The sequence below is a fragment of the Mycobacterium sp. 20KCMC460 genome, from assembly GCF_022179425.1.
Classification (GTDB): Bacteria; Actinomycetota; Actinomycetes; order Mycobacteriales; family Mycobacteriaceae; genus Mycobacterium; species Mycobacterium kiyosense.
Map to the genome: position 1 here is coordinate 2,242,884 of NZ_AP025524.1, position 21,561 is coordinate 2,264,444.

Annotated in this window: 18 protein-coding genes; 13 read left to right on the top strand and 5 right to left on the bottom strand. The window is 67.8% G+C overall.

What is annotated here, in order from left to right:
- Positions 1-262: 262 nt before the first annotated feature.
- Genes MKCMC460_RS10495 through MKCMC460_RS10505 form a run of 3 tightly spaced genes read left to right on the top strand, consistent with a single transcriptional unit; the run spans position 263 to position 4,865 of the window.
- A complete protein-coding gene (locus MKCMC460_RS10495; RefSeq protein ID WP_236984271.1) occupies positions 263-1,903 on the top strand; it encodes a DAK2 domain-containing protein in 1,641 nt (546 codons plus the stop codon).
- Entirely contained in the window at positions 1,903-4,155 is a 2,253-nt protein-coding gene (gene recG, locus MKCMC460_RS10500; protein ID WP_236976631.1) for an ATP-dependent DNA helicase RecG, read from the top strand. The genes MKCMC460_RS10495 and recG overlap by 1 nt, the downstream gene beginning before the upstream one ends.
- Positions 4,152-4,865: an HNH endonuclease family protein gene (locus MKCMC460_RS10505; protein WP_236976630.1), complete on the top strand. Its 714-nt coding sequence runs from the start codon at positions 4,152-4,154 to the stop codon at positions 4,863-4,865. The genes recG and MKCMC460_RS10505 overlap by 4 nt, the downstream gene beginning before the upstream one ends.
- A 118-nt stretch (positions 4,866-4,983) precedes the next feature.
- Here MKCMC460_RS10505 and MKCMC460_RS10510 read toward each other — a convergent pair whose 3' ends face one another.
- Entirely contained in the window at positions 4,984-5,832 is an 849-nt protein-coding gene (locus tag MKCMC460_RS10510) for an aldo/keto reductase (protein ID WP_236984269.1), read from the bottom strand.
- Between the two features lie 209 nt (positions 5,833-6,041).
- Between MKCMC460_RS10510 and MKCMC460_RS10515 the strand changes: the two genes are divergently transcribed.
- The 6 genes from MKCMC460_RS10515 (at position 6,042) to coaD (ending at position 13,079) form a co-directional block, all read left to right on the top strand.
- Positions 6,042-7,160 (top strand): alpha/beta hydrolase, encoded by a 1,119-nt coding sequence (locus MKCMC460_RS10515; protein ID WP_238305669.1) that lies wholly within the window; start codon positions 6,042-6,044, stop codon positions 7,158-7,160.
- 73 nt (positions 7,161-7,233) lie between these two features.
- Entirely contained in the window at positions 7,234-7,992 is a 759-nt protein-coding gene (locus MKCMC460_RS10520) for a DsbA family protein (protein ID WP_236976629.1), read from the top strand.
- A 5-nt stretch (positions 7,993-7,997) separates the two neighbouring features.
- Positions 7,998-8,618 carry a vitamin K epoxide reductase family protein gene (locus MKCMC460_RS10525; RefSeq protein WP_236976628.1) on the top strand — a complete coding sequence of 207 codons (621 nt, stop codon included), beginning with the start codon at positions 7,998-8,000 and terminating at the stop codon, positions 8,616-8,618.
- A 13-nt stretch (positions 8,619-8,631) separates the two neighbouring features.
- Positions 8,632-12,027, top strand: a complete 3,396-nt coding sequence (locus MKCMC460_RS10530; protein ID WP_238305672.1) for a pyruvate carboxylase — start codon at positions 8,632-8,634, stop codon at positions 12,025-12,027.
- Positions 12,028-12,030: 3 nt separating this feature from the next.
- Positions 12,031-12,579 carry a 16S rRNA (guanine(966)-N(2))-methyltransferase RsmD gene (gene rsmD / locus MKCMC460_RS10535; RefSeq protein WP_236976627.1) on the top strand — a complete coding sequence of 183 codons (549 nt, stop codon included), beginning with the start codon at positions 12,031-12,033 and terminating at the stop codon, positions 12,577-12,579.
- A 23-nt stretch (positions 12,580-12,602) separates the two neighbouring features.
- Positions 12,603-13,079 (top strand): pantetheine-phosphate adenylyltransferase, encoded by a 477-nt coding sequence (gene coaD, locus MKCMC460_RS10540; RefSeq protein ID WP_236976626.1) that lies wholly within the window; start codon positions 12,603-12,605, stop codon positions 13,077-13,079.
- Here the strand turns inward: coaD and MKCMC460_RS10545 are convergent.
- Positions 13,069-14,028 carry a metallophosphoesterase gene (locus MKCMC460_RS10545; RefSeq protein WP_236976625.1) on the bottom strand — a complete coding sequence of 320 codons (960 nt, stop codon included), beginning with the start codon at positions 14,026-14,028 and terminating at the stop codon, positions 13,069-13,071. The two genes, coaD and MKCMC460_RS10545, sit on opposite strands and share 11 nt — an antisense overlap.
- Before the next feature lie 194 nt (positions 14,029-14,222).
- Between MKCMC460_RS10545 and MKCMC460_RS10550 the strand changes: the two genes are divergently transcribed.
- Complete coding sequence (locus tag MKCMC460_RS10550) at positions 14,223-15,278, top strand: NAD(P)-dependent oxidoreductase (RefSeq protein ID WP_236976623.1); 1,056 nt, start codon at positions 14,223-14,225, stop codon at positions 15,276-15,278.
- 13 nt (positions 15,279-15,291) lie between these two features.
- Here the strand turns inward: MKCMC460_RS10550 and purU are convergent, their stop codons facing one another.
- From purU to MKCMC460_RS10565, 3 genes are all read right to left on the bottom strand, one after another.
- The gene (gene purU, locus MKCMC460_RS10555; RefSeq protein ID WP_370653163.1) at positions 15,292-16,212 is read right to left on the bottom strand and encodes a formyltetrahydrofolate deformylase; all 921 of its coding nucleotides are present in this window, start codon (positions 16,210-16,212) and stop codon (positions 15,292-15,294) included.
- 125 nt (positions 16,213-16,337) lie between these two features.
- Entirely contained in the window at positions 16,338-17,702 is a 1,365-nt protein-coding gene (locus MKCMC460_RS10560; RefSeq protein WP_238305674.1) for an HNH endonuclease signature motif containing protein, read from the bottom strand.
- Between the two features lie 153 nt (positions 17,703-17,855).
- Positions 17,856-19,028 (bottom strand): permease, encoded by a 1,173-nt coding sequence (locus tag MKCMC460_RS10565; RefSeq protein WP_236976621.1) that lies wholly within the window; start codon positions 19,026-19,028, stop codon positions 17,856-17,858.
- Between the two features lie 367 nt (positions 19,029-19,395).
- Here MKCMC460_RS10565 and sepIVA point away from each other — a divergent pair, with 367 nt between their 5' ends.
- Genes sepIVA through rnc form a run of 3 tightly spaced genes read left to right on the top strand, consistent with a single transcriptional unit; the run spans position 19,396 to position 21,491 of the window.
- Positions 19,396-20,133, top strand: coding sequence for a cell division protein SepIVA (gene sepIVA, locus MKCMC460_RS10570; protein WP_236976619.1), 738 nt, complete (start codon positions 19,396-19,398; stop codon positions 20,131-20,133).
- A 57-nt stretch (positions 20,134-20,190) separates the two neighbouring features.
- Complete coding sequence (locus MKCMC460_RS10575) at positions 20,191-20,769, top strand: DUF177 domain-containing protein (protein ID WP_236976618.1); 579 nt, start codon at positions 20,191-20,193, stop codon at positions 20,767-20,769.
- Positions 20,766-21,491: a ribonuclease III gene (rnc, locus tag MKCMC460_RS10580; protein ID WP_236976617.1), complete on the top strand. Its 726-nt coding sequence runs from the start codon at positions 20,766-20,768 to the stop codon at positions 21,489-21,491. The genes MKCMC460_RS10575 and rnc overlap by 4 nt, the downstream gene beginning before the upstream one ends.
- The last annotated feature ends 70 nt before the right edge of the window (positions 21,492-21,561 follow it).

The following is a 21,561-nucleotide window of genomic DNA, read 5'->3' on the forward strand; positions in this document are numbered from 1 at the left end:
CAATACCGACTTCAGTAGGCATTATCCAAAACGGCCGGCGCCACCTCGACCGACGGTGACCAGTGCTGTCGGCCCGGCTGGATAGGCTTTCGGCTGGCTCACGGGCCGGCGGGCCCGAGGTTACGCTAGCGCGCATCGGGGCCTCGGAAATCGCCCGGTCAAGCGCGCTTGAGCACCGTCAAGCCCAGTCGAGCACGGCGGAGGAGGTGGGGTCGGGTTGGTCAACGAGGATCTGGGCCGGGATCGGGACCGGGACCGCCGGCTGGACGGCCCGGCCCTGCGGGACTGGGCGCACACCGTGGTGAGCGACCTGATCACCCACATCGACGAGATCAACCGGCTCAACGTGTTCCCCGTCGCCGACTCCGACACCGGTGCAAACATGCTGTTCACCATGCGTTCCGCGCTGGCCGAGGCCGATGCCGAAGCCAGCCGCGGCAGCCGGGACGTGGACCGGGTGGCGGCCGCGTTGTCGGCGGGCGCGCTCAACGGCGCCCGCGGCAACTCGGGGGTGATCCTGTCGCAGATCCTGCGCGGTCTGGCCGACGCGACGGCGCACGCGGCCGCCGGGGGCGCACTGGCGGCGATCGACGCGGAGACCCTGGCGGCCGCACTGTGGCGCGGCGTCGAACTGGTGGTCACCTCCATGGGCGGCGACGAGGTGCCGGGCACCATCGTCTCGGTGCTGCGGGCGGCCGCCGGTGCGGCCACCCAGCGTGCCGCCGACGGCGAAAGCCTGGGTCGCACCGTCGTCGCTGCCTGCGACGCCGCGGTGGTGGCGCTGGAGAAGACCACCGAGCAACTCGACGTCCTGGCCGACGCCGGCGTGGTGGACGCCGGGGGGCGGGGCCTGTTGGTCCTGCTGGATTCGCTGTGTTCGACGATCACCGGCGCAGCGCCCGCCCGGCCGGTCTACGAGCCGGCACCGCGATCGGCGGCCGTCGGTGGGGCGGTCCGCCGCCGGGCGCCGCAGTTCGAGGTGATGTACCAGCTGACCGGTGCCGACGAGGCCGCGGCGGACACCCTGCGGGAGAGGCTGGCGGAGTTGGGTGACTCGGTGGCCATCGCCGCCGCGCCGCCGGACAGTCACTCCGTGCACGTCCACACCGACGACGCCGGCGCCGCCATCCAGGCCGGCATCGCCGCCGGCCAGTTGAGCCGGATCGTCGTCTCGGCGCTCAGTTCGGGGGCCACCGGCCTACCCGCAGGCAGCTGGACCCGCGAACGTGCGGTGGTTGCCGTCGTCGACGGCGACGGGGCCGAGGCGTTGTTCGCCGGAGAGGGCGCCTGCGTGCTGCGGCCGGCCCCGGAGGATCCCGGTGCGGGCATCAGCGCCCACCAACTGGTGCGCGCCGTCGTCGACAGCGGCGCCGCGCAGGTCATCGTGCTGCCCAACGGCTACGTAGCGGCCGAGGAGCTGGTGGCGGGATGTACCGCGGCGATCGGCTGGGGTGTAGACGTGGTGCCGGTGCCCACGGGTTCGATGGTGCAGGGGCTGGCCGCGCTGGCCGTGCACGATCCCGGCCGCCAAGCCGTCGACGACGGCTACACCATGGCCCGTGCCGCCGGGGCGGCCCGGCACGGATCGGTCCGGCTGGCCACCGAGAACGCGCTGACCTGGGCCGGGCCCTGCAAGGCAGGGGACGGGCTGGGCATCGCCGGGGACGAGGTGCTGATCGTGGCCGGCGACGTCGCCGCGGCGGCGATCGGCCTGCTCGATCTGCTGATGGCGTCCGGCGGGGATCTGATCACCGTGCTGGTCGGCACCGGTCTCGGCGACCAGCAGGCCGCTGTCATCGAGGAGGTGCTGGAACGGCACATGCACGACCACCACCCCGGCAGTGAGCTGGTGGTCTACCGCACCGGCCACCGCGGCGACGTGCTGCTGATCGGGGTGGAGTAGTGGTCTGCCTCGACGATCGTCTCGACCTCGCCATCGGCGGCAAATCCGCCGATCGGCTCGACGAGGTGTTCGGCATCCGCACCGTCGGCGACCTGCTGCGGCACTACCCGCGCAGCTACGTGGAGGGCGCCCAGGTGCGGGGCGCCGCGGACGAACGCCCCGAGGCCGGCCAGCACATCACCATCGTCGACGTCATCTCGGACGCGGTGACCAAGGAGATGAAGAACAACAAGACGAAGAATGACGACCCGAGACAGAAGCGCAAGCCGCAGAAATTTCATCGCATCACCGTCGGTACCGGCCGCAACAAGGTGACGGCCACATTCTTCAACGCAGGCTGGATCAGCACCCAGCTCACTCCCAAGACCAGGGTGATGCTGTCCGGCGAGGTTGGCTACTTCAACGGGGTCATGCAGCTCACCCATCCGGCCTTCCTCATCCTCGACTCGCCGGACGGCAAGAACCACGGCACCAGATCGCTGCGCAACATCGCCGACGCATCGCAGGCCGTCAGCGGCGAGTTGGCGATGGAGGAGTTCGAGCGGAGCTTCTACCCGATCTATCCGGCCAGCACGAAACTGCAGACCTGGGACATCTTCCGCTGTGTGCGCCAGGCGCTGGCCGTGCTGGATCCGGTGCCAGATCCGCTGCCCGCGGATCTGCTTGCCGCGCATGGGCTTATCTCCGAGGACGAAGCGTTGCGCGCGATTCATCTCTCCGAGGACAAGTCCCTGCGCGAGCGTGCCCGGCAGCGGTTGACCTTCGACGAGGCCGTCGGGCTGCAGTGGGCGCTGGTGGCCCGCCGGCACGGCGAGCTGTCCGAATCGGGCCCGCCGGCACCACCTCGCGCCGACGGCCTGGCAGCGGAGTTACTGGCACGGTTGCCTTTCGAGCTGACCGCGGGGCAGCGGGAGGTGCTGGACGTGCTGTCCGGTGAGATGGCGTCCACCCGCCCGCTGAACCGGCTGCTGCAGGGCGAGGTCGGGTCGGGCAAGACCATCGTGGCGTTGCTGGCCATGTTGCAGATGGTCGACGCCGGCTACCAGTGCGCGCTGCTGGCTCCCACGGAAGTTCTTGCCGCACAACATCTTCTGTCGACCAGCGCAATGCTGGGGCCGTTGGCGATGGGCGGTCAGCTGGGTGGTGCGGAAAACGCCACCCGGGTGTCGCTGCTCACCGGGTCCATGACGGCGGCGCAGAAGAAGCAGGCGCGGGCCGAGATCGCGAGCGGGCAGGCCGGCATCGTCATCGGCACTCACGCGCTGCTGCAGGAATCGGTGGAGTTCCACAAGCTGGGCATGGTGGTGGTCGACGAACAGCACCGCTTCGGTGTCGAGCAGCGAGATCAGTTGCGCGCCAAAGCCCCTGCCGGTATCACCCCGCATCTGCTGGTGATGACCGCGACGCCGATACCGCGCACCGTCGCGCTCACCGTGTACGGCGACCTGGAGATCGCGACGCTGCGGGAGCTGCCCCGGGGGCGGCAGCCGATCACCACCCGGGTGATCCTGGTCAAGGACAAGCCGGCCTGGCTGGACCGGGCCTGGCAGCGGATCCGGGAAGAGGTCGCCGCGGGGCACCAGGCCTACGTGGTGGCGCCCCGCATCGACGAGGACGACGAGTCCTTCCAAGCCGAAGACGGTGGCCGGCAGACGACAACCGCCGTAGGCATGTTCGCGCGGCTGCAGCGCGCAGAGTTGGCGGGGTTGCGGCTGGGCCTCATGCACGGTCGGCTCTCGGCAGACGAGAAGGAGGCCGTCATGACCGCCTTCCGCGCCGGCGACCTCGACGTGCTGGTGTGCACCACGGTGATCGAGGTGGGCGTGGACGTACCCAACGCCACCGTCATGTTGGTGCTCGACGCCGACCGGTTCGGCATCAGCCAGCTGCACCAGCTGCGCGGCCGCATCGGCCGCGGCAAGGACGCCGGCCTGTGCCTGCTGGCCAGCTGGACCTCGCCGGGATCGGTTGCGGCGCAACGACTCAACGACGTAGCCGGCACGCTGGACGGATTCAAGCTGGCCAACCTGGATCTCAAAGAACGCAAGGAAGGAGACGTGCTGGGCCGCAACCAGTCCGGTCGCCCGATCACGCTGCGCCTGCTGTCGCTGGCCGAGCACGAGGCCTACATCGTGGCCGCCCGCGACTTCTGCGTCGCCGCCTACGCCGCGAACCCCGCCGACGCCGGACTGGTCTCGCTGGCAGCGCGTTTCACCGACACCGATCAGATCGAGTACCTGGACAAGTCATGACGCGCAAGGTGCTGCTGTGGCTGGCGGCGGTGGCCGCGCTGGCGCTGGTGGTCGCGTACCAGACGCTGGGATCCGCCGCGTCCCGGCACGCCGACGAATTCGCCGCGCGCGCCGACGTGCCGACCGTGCAGCCCGGCGAGGACGTGCTGGCCGGCATCGCAGTGGTGCCGTTGCGGGTTCGCCGGTACGACTACCTGCGGGTCGCATACGGCCCGGCGTGGGACGACGACAACGACGCCCCGCTGGGCCACAACGGCTGCGACACCCGCGACGACATCCTCAACCGCGACCTGGTGGACATCACCCATGTGTTCACCAAGCGGTGCCCCGACGCGGTGGCCACCGGGACCCTGCACGACCCGTACACCAACACCGTCGTCGCCTTCCAGCGCGGCGCCAAAGTGGGCGAAGCGGTGCAGATCGACCACATCGTCCCGCTGTCCTACGCCTGGGACATGGGCGCCTACGCGTGGCCGGCCGCCGAGCGTAAGCGCTTCGCCAACGACCCGGCCAACCTCCTGGCCGTGCAGGGGCAGGCCAATCAGGACAAGGGCGATTCGCCGCCGGCGCAGTGGATGCCGCCCAATGCGGCGTTTGCGTGCCAGTACGGCATGCAGTTCATCGCGGTACTGCGCGGTTACGGGTTGCCGGTGGATCTGCCGTCCAGCGTGGTGTTGCGTCAGGCCGCGGCCACCTGCCCCGCCGGCTGACCCCGCCGGCCGGCCCCCGTCCGGCCGACCGTCCGGCCGTGAGTGAATTCAACGACGTGACGCGCCGGTGGGGCGTCGCGCCGTTCACCGTCGGCGAGGACAGATCGGCGGAAAAAAATCAGGCTCCGGCGTAGGTGTCCGGGTCCGGACGGAACCGGGTGCCGTCGTCCAGCCCGTTCAACGCGTCCATGTGCTCGGTGGCCAGTTCGAATCCGAACACGTCCAGATTGCTGGCGATGTGCTCGGGCTTGGCCGACCGGAAAACAACCGAATTGCCCAGCTGCACGTTCCACCGCAACAACACCTGAGACGGTGTCTTGCCGTACTCGGCCGCGATCGAGGTGACCGTCGGGTTGTCGTTCAGCTTGCCCAGGGCCAGCGGCGTGTAGGACTGCGTCACCACCTCGTGCTCGGCATTCGAGCCGCGCAGCTCCTGCTGGTTGAGCAGCGGGTGCAGCTCGATCTGGTTGACGGCCGGCGTGACGAACGTCAGGTCGATGACCATCGACAAATGCTCGGCGGTGAAGTTGGAGACCCCGATCGAGCGGGCGTGCTCGTTGCCGCGGGACTGGATGAGCCCGCCGAAGGAGTCCACATATTTGCCCAGCGATGCGGCCGGCCAGTGAATCAGGTAGAGGTCGACGTAGTCCAGGCCGAGCCGTTCCAGGCTGCGCAGGCAGGCGTCCTGCGAGCTCTGGAAACCCTGTTCGGCGGTGGCCAGCTTGGTGGTGACGAACAACTCGGCGCGCGGAATGCCCGAGGCCGCGATCGCGCGGCCCACCGCAGCCTCGTTGCCGTAGGCGGCCGCGGTGTCGATGAGCCGGCAGCCCACCTCCAGCGCCGCGGACACCGCGCGTTCGGTCTCGTCCTCCGACAGCTCCGCGGTACCAAGACCGAGCACCGGCATGGTGTTCTCGTCATTGAGGGCTATCGAGGGGATCGAAGCGGCGCCCGACTCGCCAGTCAACGTCATCACCTACCTATTGAATTCGAACCTATGAAAATTGACGGTTTTTCAGATCTAGACCAAGACGGCGTTGCACTGGTGGCCGACTCGGGCACCACATACTACCGAGTTGAATACGCCACCTAACCAATGCGTCGCTACGTGTCCGTACAGTTGTCGCGGGGTACGGGACCCGAGGGCGGGTAAGCCAATTTTCGAGGGAGTGGCCGATGACCAAGAGTCTGCCAGGCGCGCCGGACCTCCATCCGGGAGCTACCGGCGAACAGAACGGCTGGATAGGTCGGGTGCAGCACACCGTCACCGCCGCGGGCGTCAAGGTCATCCCGTGGATTCCGGTCGGTGCCAAGCGGCTGCTGACCCGCGGTCGCTCGGTCATCATCGACGGCAACACCCTGGACCCGACCCTGCAGCTGATGCTGACCGGGTTGCGGGCCGTCGGCGTCGACGGCCTCGTGGTCGACGACGACGTCGCTGCCTCGCGGGCATTCATGCGCCAAAGCATGGCCGACATGCCGGGTCCGCAGATTCACGTCGAGGTCGAAGACATCACGCTGCCCGGTCCGGCCGGGGCTATCCCGGCGCGGCACTACCGCCCGCCGTCGGACGCGCCGACCCCGCTGCTGGTCTTCTACCACGGCGGTGGCTTCGCCCTCGGCGACCTGGACACCCACGACGGCCTGTGCCGGCTGACCTGTCGCGACGCGGGCATCCACGTCCTGTCGGTCGACTATCGGCTGGCACCGGAGCATGCGGCGCCGGCCGCGATCGACGACGTCTACGCCGCGTTCCGGTGGGCCTGGGAGCACGCCGAACAACTCGGCGCCATCCCCGGGCGGGTGGCGGTGGGCGGGGACAGCGCCGGCGGCAATCTGGCCGCCGTGGTCAGCCAGCTGGCCCGGGACAACGGCGAACCTGCCCCGGTGCTGCAGTGGCTGATCTATCCGCGGACCGATTTCACCGCGCAGACCCGCTCGCTGAGCCTGTTCGCGCGCGGCTTCCTGCTGACCAGACGCGACATCGACTGGTTCACCGCGCAGTACCTGCGCAACTCCGGCATCGACCCGACGGATCCGCGGGTATCGCCGGCGCGGGCCGAGTCGCTGTCCGGGCTGGCGCCCGCGTTGATCGCGGTCGCCGGATTCGACCCGCTGCGAGACGAGGGTCAGGACTACGCCGCCGCGTTGCGTGCCGCCGGAACCCCGGTGGACCTGCGCTACCTGGGTTCGCTGACGCACGGCTTCGCCAACCTGTTCCAGCTCGGCGGTGACAGTTCCGCGGCCACGACGGAACTGATCTCGGCGCTGCGAGCACACCTGAGCCGGTCCTGACCTGTGCCGGCAGCCGCGTCGGTACTCTAGAAGCGCCCGCTCAGCGGGTGCCGCCAACGAACGTGAGGAACCTGTGGCCGACAAACCAAAGCGCCCCGCGCGACTCGACCTGAAGTCCGCCGACGGCAAATCCGGCCGCCTCATCCAGATCGCCGGCACCGCGATCGTGGTGATCTTCGCGGTGGCCCTGGTCTCCTACATCGTCATCTCCAAGCAGCACAAAAACGGGCCGGTCGACGCCAACGGCGCCGTCGTCGTCACCTCGAGCAAGCTGGTCACCGACAACGGCAAACCCAAGGCCGAGATCCAGTTTTTCGAAGACTTCCTGTGCCCGGCGTGCGGCAACTTCGAGCGCAGCTTCGGGCCCACCGTCTCCAAGCTGATTGACATCGGCGCGATCGCCGCCGACTACACCATGGTCACCATCCTGGACAGTGCGCACACCCAGAACTATTCGTCGCGGGCGGCCGCGGCCGGCTACTGCGTCGCCGACGAGTCCATCGAAGCGTTCCGCCGGTTCCATGAGGCGCTGTACAGCCAGGACATCCAGCCGTCCGAGACGGGCACGAAGTTCCCCGACAACGCGCGGTTGATCGAGATCGCCCGCCAGGCCGGCGTGTCGGGCAAGGTGCCGGACTGCATCAACAGCGGCAAGTACATCTCCAAGGTGACCGGTTTGGCGGCCGCCAACAACATTCAGGGAACGCCGACGGTCAGGATCAACGGCACCGAGTACCAATGGTCGACGCCGGCGGCGCTGGTCGACAAGATCAAGGGAATCGTCGGCAACGTTCCCGGTATCGACGAGGTCGCCGCGGCGGCGAAATCCTGAGGACCGTGTCCGAAGAACCAGCCGCACCAGCTGAGGTAACCGGTGGGCCGGCGCTTTTCGTGCCCGTGCTCAGCGCGTGGTGGGTGCTGATCGGCGGTGTGATCGGGTTGATCGCCTCGGTCACGCTGACGATCGAGAAGATCGAGCTGCTGCGCAATTCTTCGTACGTGCCGTCCTGCAACATCAACCCGATCCTGTCGTGCGGTTCGGTGATGGTGACACCGCAGGCTTCGCTGCTGGGTTTCCCCAACCCGCTGCTGGGCATCGCGGGATTCACCGTCGTAGTGGTTACCGGGGTACTGGCCGTCGCGAAAGTATCGCTGCCGCAATGGTATTGGAGTGGACTGGCGGCCGGGCTGCTGGTCGGCACGGGCCTGGTGCACTGGCTGATCTTCCAGAGTCTGTACCGCATCGGGGCGCTGTGCCCCTATTGCATGGTGGTCTGGGCGGTCACCGTGACGTTGCTGGTGGTGGTGCTGTCGATCCTGGCGCGTCCGCGCGCCGACTCGGGTGCCGTGCCGCGGTTGCTTTTCGGCTGGCGGTGGTCACTGGTGACGTTCTGGTTCACCGCCGTGTTCCTGCTGATCATGGTCCGGTTCTGGAATTATTGGTCGACGCTCATCTGAGTTAGGGTCGGGCGTGATCTCCAAAGTGTTGGTGGCCAACCGCGGCGAAATCGCGATCCGCGCCTTCCGCGCCGCCTACGAACTGGGTGTCGGCACCGTCGCCGTCTACTCCTACGAGGACCGCAATTCGCTGCACCGCTTGAAGGCTGACGAGTCCTATCAGATCGGCGAGCCGGGACATCCGGTGCGGGCCTACCTGTCGGTCGACGCGATCGTCGAGACAGCGCAGCGTTGCGGTGCGGACGCGGTCTACCCCGGTTACGGATTCCTTTCGGAGAACCCGCAATTGGCCGCTGCGTGCGCAGCGGCGGGCATCACCTTCGTGGGGCCGGACGCCGAGGTGCTCAAGCTGACGGGCAACAAGTCGCGGGCGATCGAGGCGGCGCGGGAGGCGGGCCTGCCGGTACTGCAGTCCTGCGCGCCGTCGGCCGCGGTGGCCGATCTGGTGGCGGCTGCCGACGATATGCGATTTCCCTTGTTCGTCAAGGCGGTTGCCGGTGGCGGCGGCCGCGGGATGCGCCGGGTGACCGAAAAGTCCGCGCTGCCAGAGGCGGTCGAGGCCGCCAGCCGCGAAGCCGAGTCGGCGTTCGGCGACCCGACGGTCTATCTGGAGCAGGCGGTGCTGCGCCCGCGCCATATCGAGGTGCAGATCCTGGCGGACACCCAGGGCAACGTGATCCATCTCTACGAGCGCGACTGCAGCGTGCAGCGCCGCCACCAGAAGGTGATCGAGCTGGCGCCGGCGCCGAACCTGCCGGACGAGCTGCGCGCGAAGATGTGCGCGGACGCGGTCGCGTTCGCCCGGCACATCGGATACAGCTGTGCGGGCACGGTCGAGTTCCTGCTGGACGAGAACGGCGAGTACGTCTTCATCGAGATGAACCCGCGAATTCAGGTGGAGCACACCGTCACCGAGGAGATCACCGACGTCGACCTGGTATCCAGCCAGTTGCGGATCGCGGCCGGTGAGACGTTGCAGGACCTGGGGCTGACCCAGGACGGCGTCCGTCCGCACGGCGCGGCGCTGCAGTGCCGCATCACCACCGAGGATCCGGCCAACGGATTCCGTCCCGACACCGGCCGGATCAGCGCGCTGCGCACCCCCGGCGGGGCCGGCATCCGGTTGGACGGCAGCACCAACCTGGGCGCGGAGATCAGTGCGCACTTCGACTCCATGCTGGTCAAGCTGACCTGTCGTGGCCGCGATTTCAAGACTGCGGTCAACCGTGCCCGACGGGCCATGGCGGAGTTCAGGATTCGCGGGGTATCGACGAATATTCCGTTCCTGCAAGCGGTTCTGGATGATCCCGATTTCCAGGCCGGCCGGATCACCACGTCGTTCATCGACGAGCGGCCCCGGCTGCTGACTGCCCGCACGTCGGCCGACCGCGGCACCAAGATCCTGAACTATCTGGCCGACGTCACCGTCAACCAGCCGCACGGCGCCCGGCCGTCGAAGGTGTACCCGCAGAACAAGTTGCCCGAGATCGATCGGGAGGCCGAACCGCCGCACGGGTCGCGACAGCGGCTGCTGGAACTGGGTCCGGAGGGGTTCGCGCGCTGGCTGCGCGAGTCAAAAGCGGTGGGCGTGACGGACACGACGTTCCGCGATGCCCACCAGTCGTTGCTCGCGACCCGGGTGCGCACCAGCGGGCTGATGATGGTGGCGCCGCACCTGGCGCGCACGGTGCCGCAGCTGTTGTCGGTGGAGTGCTGGGGCGGCGCGACTTACGATGTGGCGCTGCGGTTCCTGAAGGAGGACCCGTGGGAGCGGCTGGCCGCGCTGCGCGAGGCGATCCCCAACATCTGCCTGCAGATGCTGCTGCGGGGCCGCAACACGGTGGGTTACACGCCGTATCCGGAGATCGTCACGTCGTCGTTCATCGAGGAGGCGACGGCCACCGGCATCGACATCTTCCGGATTTTCGACGCGCTCAACAACCTGGACTCGATGCGTCCGGCCATCGACGCCGTGCGCGAAACCGGTTCTGCGATAGCCGAAGTCGCGATGTGCTATACCGGCGACCTGTCCGACCCGGGCGAGCGGCTCTATACGCTCGACTACTACCTGCGGTTGGCCGAGTCGATAGTGGCGGCCGGTGCGCACGTGCTGGCGATCAAGGACATGGCCGGGCTGCTGCGCGCGCCGGCGGCGCACACCCTGGTTTCGGCGTTGCGCAGTCGCTTCGACCTGCCTATCCACGTGCACACCCACGACACCCCGGGCGGGCAACTGGGCAGCTATGTGGCCGCCTGGCAGGCCGGCGCCGACGCGGTCGACGGGGCCGCGGCGCCGATGGCCGGGACCACCAGCCAGCCGGCGCTGAGTTCGATCGTGGCGGCCGCGGCGCACACCGACTACGACACCGGACTGTCGCTGTCGGCGGTATGCGCGCTGGAGCCGTACTGGGAGGCGTTGCGAAAGGTGTACGCGCCCTTCGAATCCGGGCTTCCCGGCCCGACCGGGCGGGTGTATCGTCACGAGATCCCGGGCGGGCAGCTGTCGAATCTGCGCCAGCAGGCGATCGCGCTGGGGCTCGGTGACCGGTTCGAGGAGATCGAGGAGGCCTACGCGGGCGCTGACCGGGTGCTGGGCCGACTGATCAAGGTCACCCCGTCGTCGAAGGTGGTCGGCGACCTGGCGTTGGCGCTGGTCGGCTCGGGGCTTACGGCCGACGAATTCGCCTCCGATCCAGCCCGATTCGACATCCCGGATTCGGTGCTGGGCTTTCTGCGCGGTGAGCTGGGCGACCCGGCAGGCGGGTGGCCGGAGCCGCTGCGGTCGCGGGCGCTGGAAGGGCGCGCGTCGGCCAAGCCGGCCCCGGAGTTGACCGCCGACGACCGGGCCGCGCTGTCGGTGCCCGGCCCCGACCGCCAGGCGACCCTCAACCGGCTTCTGTTTCCCGGCCCGACAAAGGAATTCGAAGACCATCGGGAACTCTATGGCGACACCTCCCAGTTGTCGGCCAACCAGTTCTTCTACGGCCTGCGGCAGGGCGAAGAGCATCGGGTGAAGCTGGAACGCGGGGTGGAGCTGCTGATCGGGCTGGAAGCCATCTCCGAACCCGACGAGCGTGGCATGCGGACGGTGATGTGCATCATCAACGGCCAGCTGCGACCGGTGCTGGTGCGCGACCGCGGCATTGCCAGCGCGGTGCCGGCCGCCGAGAAGGCCGATCGCGGCAACGCCGGGCACGTCGCCGCTCCGTTCGCCGGGGTGGTCACCGTCTCGGTATCCGAAGGGGACAAGGTCAGTGCGGGGGAGACCATCGCCACCATCGAGGCGATGAAGATGGAGGCGCCGATCACCGCGCCCGACGACGGCACGGTGGAACGGGTGGCCGTGTCGAGCACCGCGCAGGTGGAGGGCGGCGACCTGCTGCTGGTGCTGAGTTCGTCCGGTCGGTGACTCTTGACCCGCATCATCGGTGGCGTAGCGCGGGGCAGACGCCTGGTCGTGCCGCCGCGGGGGACGAGACCGACCACCGACCGGGTCCGCGAGTCCCTGTTCAACATCCTGACCGCACGCATCGACCTGACCGGTCTGGCGGTGCTGGACCTCTACGCCGGATCGGGTGCGCTCGGATTGGAAGCCTTGTCGCGCGGCGCGGCGTCGGGGCTGTTCGTGGAAGCCGACGCCCGGACCGCGGCCGTGCTGGCGCGCAATATCGACGCGGTGGGCCTGCCCGGTGCGACGGTGCGTCGAGGTGCGGTGGCGGCCGTGCTCGCGGCTGAGCCGCGGTCGCCGGTGGACCTGGTGCTTGCCGATCCGCCTTATGAAGTGGAGACCTCCGACGTCAACGCCGTGTTGTCGGCGCTGCACGACTGGACCAGGGAGGGAACGGTGGCGGTGGTGGAACGCGGCGTCGGCAGTGCGCCGCTGACCTGGCCGGAGGGCTGGGCGGTATGGCCGGAACGGGTTTACGGCGACACCCGGTTGGAGCTGGCCGAGCGGGTCTGAGCCGGCGTGTAGCGTCATCTCCCATGAGTGGCGCGGTATGCCCGGGGTCGTTCGACCCGGTCACGTTGGGTCACATCGACGTTTTCGAGCGCGCCGCGGCCCAGTTCGACGAGGTGGTGGTGGCCATCCTGGTCAATCCCGCCAAGAAGGGCATGTTCGACCTGGACGAGCGGATCGCGATGATCGAGGAGTCCACGGTCCACCTGCCGAACCTGCGGGTCGAGGCCGGTCAGGGCCTGGTGGTCGACTTCGTCCGCTCGCAGGGGATGAACGCGATCGTCAAGGGTCTGCGCACCGGCACCGACTTCGAGTACGAGCTGCAGATGGCGCAGATGAACAAGCACGTCGCCGGCGTCGACACGTTCTTCGTGGCGACCGCACCGGAGTATTCGTTCGTGTCGTCGTCGCTGGCCAAGGAGGTCGCCATGCTCGGTGGCGATGTGACCGCACTGCTGCCCGAGCCGGTGAACCGCCGGCTGCGGGAGCGGATCAATCGGTGAGCTGCAGGTAGTTGTCCGGGTCGACGGTGGCCTCGCCGGACCATCGGTAGGCGGTCAGTTTTCCATCCTTGGCCGCGCTGAAGTCCACGCACGCGCAGTGCTGGGTCCAGTCGCGCAGCTGCTTCGGGTCACCCTTGCGCCAGTAGTGGCCGAAGAACACCGGCACGGTGTCGGTGTAGACGTACGAACGCTCGTCGGCCGCCACCTCTATGTCGGGCAGCGTGGGATACGGCTCGTCGGTGTCGGTGGTCAAACCCGTTGCCATTTCCGCTATTTCGCGCAGTGTCGCGGCAGTGGCGTCCCACCAGCGGATCCTCGCTTGGCGGCGAACATGGCCGTCTTTGTCTTTGAACGGCGGTTGGCCGTGTTTCACCAGGCTGATCTCCGGACCCTTGAGCAGGATCTCGACCGCCGTGAACAGTTCGTCACCGGGCGTCGAGGATCGCACGAACTGATCCAGCGAGTTGAACCGATCCGAACCTAGTTGGCTTTCAACGTATTTCATGGACACTTCATGCCAGCACGCGTGAACCACCCGGATGTCGCCGAGGTCGAGCCACAGCGGCAGCGTGGCGAACCAGTCCAGGTAGTAGGTGCGCTGCCCGTCGGTGAGCTGGTCGAGAAACTCCCGGTGCTGGTTGGTGTTCTTCTCGTTCTGCGGGCGTAAGTATTTCCCGCTGCCGGAAGGATATTCGATGGAGTAGCAGATCGCGTTGAACTCGTGGTTGCCCATCACGACCTGCGCGCTACCGGCCTCGACCATCGCCTTGACGATCTGCAGCACGCGCAGTTGCTCGGTCCCGCGATCGACCAGGTCGCCGACGAAGATCGCCTGGCGCTCCGGATGCAGGTAGGCGCCATCGCCGGCCCGATAGTCGAGCTTGGCCAGTAGCCGCTCCAATTGGCCGGCACAGCCGTGGATGTCGCCGATGATGTCGTAACCCTGCATGAACCGATCTTCGCACCTGGGTTCGGCTGGCCTAGGACCGACACCGTCGCTCTCGCGCAGGTCCGATACCTGTTGGCGCACAACATCGTTAGGCCGCTGTTGCGGGTGTTCACCGCGCGGATAGGTGGCAACCGACGGTCGCGGCGCTGCTCGAGGTCTAGCGCGGTCTTCATCACGTGGGTTACGGTCCCTCTGTGGCGGAGACCGTGCTGATCACCGGGGCCTTCGGCCTGGTCGGTTCCGAGGTTGTCCGGCGATTCGCGCTCGACGGTTGGCGGGTGGTTGCGACCGCTCATCGCACCGTGGCCGCGCTGCCTGCCGGCGCGGAACCCGTGCAGGTCGATCTGACCGACGCCGACCAGGTTCAACGGGTGGTCGCCGAGGTTTCCTCGGACGTCATCGTTCACCTCGCCGCAGTCATCCCGCCGCTGATCTATTACAACGGTCGCCTCGGCCGCCGGGTGAACGTCGACGCCACCGCCGCACTACTGCAGGCCGCGGAACGATTACCGAATCCGCCGCGATTCGTGCATGCGTCCAGCGGTTCGGTGTACGGGTCGCGAAACCCTCATCGGCATCCCGAACCGGTCACCGCGGACACGCCCACGCGTCCGTGCGAGCTGTACGGCGGTCAGAAACTGGAAGCCGAACAACTGGTGCGGGCGTCGAACCTGGACTGGGTGATGATGCGCCTCGGCGGTGTGCTCAGCGTCGACCTCTCGGCCACCCCGTTCACCAAGGACACCCTGTATTTCGGCAGCGCCATGCCAGCCGACGGCCGGGTGCATTGCATCGATAGCCGGGACGTGGCAACCGCTTTCGCGGCGGCCACGGAAGCCGATGTGGTTGGGGAGACGCTGTTGATCGCCGGCGACGATTCGCACCGGCTGCTGCAGGGCGGGATCGGCTCAGCCCTGGCGGCCGCACACGGAATGCCCGGCGCGATGCCGGCCGGTCTGCCGGGGAACCCGGACAGCGACGACGACTGGTATCCCAACGACTGGATGGACACCGCCCGCGCGCAGCAGTTGCTGAAATTCCAGCACTATTCGTGGCCCGACATGCTCGCCGAGATACGGGATCGGGCCGGCTGGATGCGCTACCCGCGGCGGGTCATCGCACCCATGGCGCATCAGTTCGTCAAACGTCAAGGGGCATATCGCAAGTCGCCCAGAACGCACGCGGACGTGTGGGGTGCGCTACGAGCCAGGTTCGGTGAGGTGGCGGTCGACACGGCTGGCGCCGAATAGCTCGTCGGGTCAGTCAGAAGACGATTGTCTGATTGTCATGCACGATGACGCGGTCCTGACAGTGCCATAGCACCGCACGCGAGAGCACGGCGCGTTCGACGTCGGCCCCGAGCCGCACCAGGTCGTCGACGGTATGAGTGTGGTTCACGCGCACCACATCCTGCTCGATGATCGGGCCTTCGTCGAGCACCTCGGTGACGTAGTGGGCGGTCGCACCGATCAGTTTCACGCCGCGCTCGCGGGCCCGCTTGTAGGGCGCCGCACCGATGAAGGCCGGCAGGAACGAGTGGTGGATGTTGATCAGCGGGCACCCGACGGCGTCGAGGAACTCCGGGGTGAGGATTTGCATGTAGCGGGCCAGTACCACCAAATCGACGTTGCCGGTGAGTAATTGGAGCTGACGTTGCTCGGCCTCGGCGCGGGTGTCGCGGGTCGCGGGGATGTGGATGAACGGCACTCCGAACGGGCGGACGCGTTCGGCGAGGTCGGGATGGTTGGCGATGACCATCGCGATCGACATCTGCAGTTCGCCGCGACGATTGCGCCACAACAGGTCCAACAGGCAGTGGTCGTCCTTGGAGGCCATGATGGCGACCCGCTTGGGTTTGGCGGCCTCGGTGAACCGGTAGTCCATGGCGAACCTGTCGGCGACCGCAGTGGCGAATTCGTTTTCCAGTCCGTCGAGCGCGGCGGTCAGCCCGGGCAGGTGAAAGATGGCCCGCTGCAAGAAGGTTCCGTCTTCGGGGGCGGTGGAATGCTGGTCCAGGGAGATGATGTTGGCGCCGGCCTGAGTCAGGAAGGTGCTGACAGCGGCGATGATCCCGGGGTGGTCGTCGCAGCGCAGCAGCAGCCGCCCGATGTCGGCGGGCGGCGGGGGGCCGGCGGGCCGCTGGGCGAAGCTGCCCGCCTCGTTCGGCGTCGCGGTATTCGCGATTAGGAGCTCCTTCTGCAAGGCCGTTGCGGAAAATTCGCTGGCCAGGATATAACGGCCCACCGCCGAACGGTGGGCATCGCCGACAACCTCGCGATGATGCAGCGGTTGGGCGTGCTGGGCTGAAGCTACTCGGGCTCGTCGTCTTCGGCGGGTGGGTAGCGGCGTTCGGGGTGGTGGAAGGTGTTGATGCGGGGTTGGCCGTGGTCGAGGTGGGTGGGGGGTAGCCATTGGGTGAGGCCGCGGCTGGTGGTGTGGGTGGTCCAGCCGTGTTCGGCGAGGCGGTTGTGGATGCCGCAGGCCAGGGCGAGGTTGGTGATGTGGGTGCTGTGGCAGGTTTGCCAGGCGGTGAGGTGATGGACCTGGCAGTGGTAGGCCGGGGTGGTGCAGCCGGGGCGGGTGCAACCGCGATCGCGGGCATACAGGATCAGCCGCTGTGCCGGGTTGGCCAGCCGCTTGGTGTGGTAGAGCGCCAGCGGTGTGGCGCCGTCGAACAGGGCGAGGTAGGGGTGCGCGGCGCCCGACCAGCGGATCACATCGGACATCGGCACTAAACTGCCGCCGCCGGTGCGGGCTGTGCCGGTGCCGGCTTCCAATTCGGTCAGGGTGGTGGTGACGATCAGGGTGACCGGCAACCCGTTATGGTGGCCGAGTTTGCCGCAGGCCAGCAGCGCCAGCAGCCCGGCCTGCAGCCCATCGTGCTGACGCTGAGCCGTGGTGCGGGTGTCGCGGCGGACCGCCTCGGGGTCGGGCTCGCCCTCGTCGATGTGGGGCAGGTGGTCGTCGGGGTTGGCGATGCCGGGGGCGGCCAGTTTGGCCCAGGCGGCTTGCAGGGCGGCGCGCAGCGCGGGGGTGATCCAGCCGGTGAGTTTGGACATGCCGTCGGGGTCTTGTTTGCCCAGACTCAGGCCGCGCTTGCGGGCGCGTTCGTCGTCGGAGAATTCCCCGTCGGGGTGCAGGTAGGTCAGTAGTGCGGTGGCGTAGTCGGCGACCTCGTCGGGGCGGGTGCTGGCGGCTTGGTCGGCCAGGTCGGCTTCGGCGTGTTCGCGGGTACCGGCGTCGACGTCGGCGGGCAGGTGTGTGAAGAAGTCGCGGATCTCCGCCACGTGCTCACTGCCGATGCGGCCGCGGCGTTGGGCGGCGGCGGTGGCTTCCAGCTTCGGGGGCAGCGGCTCCCCCGTCAGCGACATCCGGGGACCGAGGTCGGCGGCGTCGGCGATGCGCCGGCTGGCCTGGGCGCGGGTGATGCGCAGCCGGTCGGCCAGCGTATTGCGCAGGGTGTCGCCCAGCTCCTCTTTGGTGGCGGTGCCCAACTGGTTGAGCAGCTGATGCTGCGGCACCGGCAACCGCCGCGCCACCGTCTCCAAGCGCTCCAGGATCGCCATCCGCTCCGGGGTGGTGAGTACCTCAAAGCTCGACTCGCACAACCGCTCGACGGCCGCATCGCACGCGTCGAGGACCTCGACGATCTCCGCACGCGTGCTGGCTGTCATGCCTCGGATTCTACGAACACCCACCGACAACCCGGGGCCAGCAAGGACGCCGAAGACAAAGCCAGGCAAGAACTTTCGAGAATGGAACCCAACGCGACCTCGGTGCGTCTAATCCCTTGGGACCGCTATACGGTCAAGAATTTCCGTACCCCGTCAGTAGCACTCGTGCCCACTGTGCTCGGCATCCGGGGAGCCGCCCATCATTTTCAGCATCGGTAGTCCACCGCTGGTGAAGAACCGCACAACCAACACCGCCGCAACAACCAGAAAGGCGATGTTCAACCACGTCGTGTAGTTCCACGAGATCCCGGCCGACATGACCATCGCATTGCGCTGACTCGGTATGAGACCGGCTGCGCCGAAAGCCAATTCGACTACGTAACCGGCCACCACCATCGCGGCGTAGAACGTAGCCAGCAGGGTCAGCATCATCCGGGTGCCGTAGTACTTACGGTAGATGTTCAGGATCGGCAGGATCAGCAGGTCGGCGAAGATGAACGCGATGACCCCGCCGAAGCTGATCCCGCCGTTCCACAGCACCGCGGCCAACGGCACATTGCCAATCGAGCAGACGAACGACACGATCGCCACGAACGGCCCGACGAGCGGTCCCCAAATCGCTGACCAGGTCGGATGATTCGTCAAAAAGAAGTTCTGCCAAAAGGTTTCGGGCACCCACGCCGCGATCGCGCCCGCAATGAACAGACCGATGACCAGATCGCGCAGGATCGCGAGCCACTCCATCACGAAGACGTGCGACACCGAGGTGAGCCCCTGTCCCGAAAACAGGCGGCGCCAGAAGGAACCCTCACCCTTGATCGACATGTCCATTGCCGCATGGCCTTCCATGGATCCGGCGATACCCTTGTCGGCCTGCTCGCGGGCGGCTTCGACGAGCCGCGAGCGCACGAAGATCCGAAACAACACGGCGAGCACGAGGATCATCAGCGGTCCGCCCACGAACTCGGCGGCGGTGAACTGCCAGCCCATCAGCAGCGCCAGGATGATGCCCAGCTCAATCACGAGGTTCGTCGAACCGATCTCGAAGGCCATCGCGGCAGTGAAGTTCGCGCCCTTGCGGAACAGCGATCGGGCCAGGGCGACCGCGGCGTACGAGCAGGACGACGATGCTGCGCCCAGGCCGGCCGCCACCGCCAGGGTCCGCGGCCGGTCGTCGCCCAGCAGCGCCACGATGGTCGAACGACGCACCACCGCCTGGACCACCGCCGAGAGGGCGAAGCCGAGGATCAGCGCCCAGAGGATCTCCCACGTCATCGAACCGGTGAGCGCCAACGCGTGGCCGACCGCCGATAACACCTTGTCCATCGCGGGAACCTCCGCCCGGTCGGCAACGGGACATCAGCAACCTATACCCCATAGGGGTATAGGTCAAGCGGGCCGGGTGAGAGTCGCGCGACGGGGATCAGCGAGCCCTGATGCGCTTGCTCCCAGCTGCGCCATTGCCCAGTCCACCCGCCCGCGTGCTGCGCGGCGGGTGGAGCTTGTCGACGATGCGCCGCCGACACGCCGGCGGCGATAGGCTGGTAGCAAACCACGTGCTTGCGAGTGGTCTGCGGGACCGCAACCGAAATTCGAGCCCGACACACCGGCGTCACCACCGCCGTCACAGACGTAACACCAGGCACACTGGTAACAACCAGGATTGTTTGCAGGACGCCAGGAGGGTGTGGCCGTGTACCGAGTCTTTGAAGCGCTCGACGAATTGAGCGCCATCGTCGAAGAAGCCCGTGGCGTGCCGATGACGGCGGGCTGCGTGGTGCCTCGCGGCGATGTGCTGGAGCTGATCGACGACATCAAGGACGCCATCCCCGGCGAACTCGACGACGCCCAGGACGTGCTGGACGCCCGCGATTCGATGCTGCACGACGCCAAGTCGCATGCCGACTCGATGGTGTCGTCGGCCACCACCGAGGCCGAGTCGATGATCAACCACGCCCGCGCCGAGGCCGACCGGCTACTGTCCGACGCCAAGGCCCAGGCCGACCGGATGGTCAGCGAAGCGCGCCAGCACAGCGAGCGGATGGTCGGGGAGGCGCGCGAGGAAGCCATCCGGATCGCCGCGTCGGCCAAGCGCGAGTACGAGGCCAGTATCAGCCGCGCGAAGTCCGAATGCGACCGGCTGATCGAGAACGGCAACCTCTCCTATGAGAAGGCCGTGCAGGAAGGCATCAAGGAGCAGCAGCGCCTGGTGTCGCAGAATGAGGTGGTCCAGGCTGCGCACGCCGAATCCACCCGTCTGATCGACACCGCGCACGCCGAAGCCGACCGGCTGCGCGGCGAATGCGACATCTACGTCGACAACAAGCTCGCCGAATTCGAGGAGTTCCTCAACGGCACCCTGCGTTCGGTCGGGCGCGGTCGTCACCAACTGCGCACCGCGGCCGGCACGCACGACTACGTGACGCGGTAGGCCGCGTACATCCACGCATGTCGTGGAGCCCTCGGCCGGGAGCCGTAGGATTCCGGTATGGCCAAGCGGCACAGCCAGACCACCCATCGACCCGCAACCGGGCCGATGGCGATCGATATCGCCCGGTTGGGCCGACGCCCCGGCGGCACGTTCACGGTGCGCCAGACCGTGGACAGTCCATTGCGCATCGGTGTGGAGCTGATCGCGATCCAGTCCGGCGCACCGCTCGAGCTGGATCTGCGGCTGGAATCGGTGTCCGAAGGTGTGCTGGTGACCGGGACGGTGGCCGCGCCGACCGCCGGCGAGTGCTCCCGCTGCCTGTCGCCGATCGAAGGACGGGTGCAGGTCGGGCTGACCGAGCTGTTCGCCTACCCGGACAGTGCCACCGAGGCGACCACTGAAGAAGACGAGGTGGGCCACGTCGTCGACCAGAGGATCGACCTCGAGCAACCGATCATCGACGCGGTAGGCCTGGAACTGCCGTTCTCTCCGGTGTGCTCGCCCGACTGCCCGGGTCTATGCCCGCAGTGTGGGGTGTCGCTGGCCGCCGAACCCGGCCACCACCACGACCAGATCGACCCGAGGTGGGCCAAGCTGGCCGCGATGCTGCCCCCGCCGGAAGGCGAACAACGGTGAGTCCGTCGCCGCAGCCGCTGCTCGATGCGCTCGGTGTCGACTTGCCCGACGAACTGCTCTCGCTGGCGCTGACCCACCGCAGCTACGCCTACGAGAACGGCGGTCTGCCCACCAACGAACGGCTGGAATTTCTGGGGGACGCGGTGCTGGGGCTGACCATCACCGACGAGCTCTACCACCGCCATCCCGACCGCTCCGAAGGGGACCTGGCCAAACTGCGGGCCAGCGTGGTCAACACCCAGGCGCTCGCCGACGTCGCCCGCAACCTCACGGAGCAAGGGCTGGGCGTCTACGTGCTGCTGGGCCGCGGCGAGGCCAACACCGGCGGTGCCGACAAGGCCAGCATCCTGGCCGACAGCATGGAATCGCTGCTGGGCGCGATCTACCTGCATCACGGCATCGAGGTGGCGCGCGAGGCGATCCTGCGGTTGTTCGGTCCGTTGCTGGACGCGGCCCCGACCCTTGGTGCGGGGCTGGACTGGAAGACCAGTCTGCAGGAGCTCACCGCGGCGCGCGCGCTGGGCACGCCGTCGTACCAGGTCACGTCGACCGGGCCGGATCACGATAAGGAATTCACCGCGGTCGTGCTGGTGATGGAAACCGAGTACGGGTCGGGGATGGGCCGTTCCAAGAAAGAAGCCGAGCAGAAGGCGGCATCGGCCGCCTACAAGGCGCTCGAGGCGGCCGAGGTGCTCGGTTCGGCGGGGAAATCGACCGCCTGATGACCCGCTGGACCCGCGGCCCCCGCCGGGCGCCGGCCCGGCCGCGCCGCCGACTGTGAACTTTCCGCCT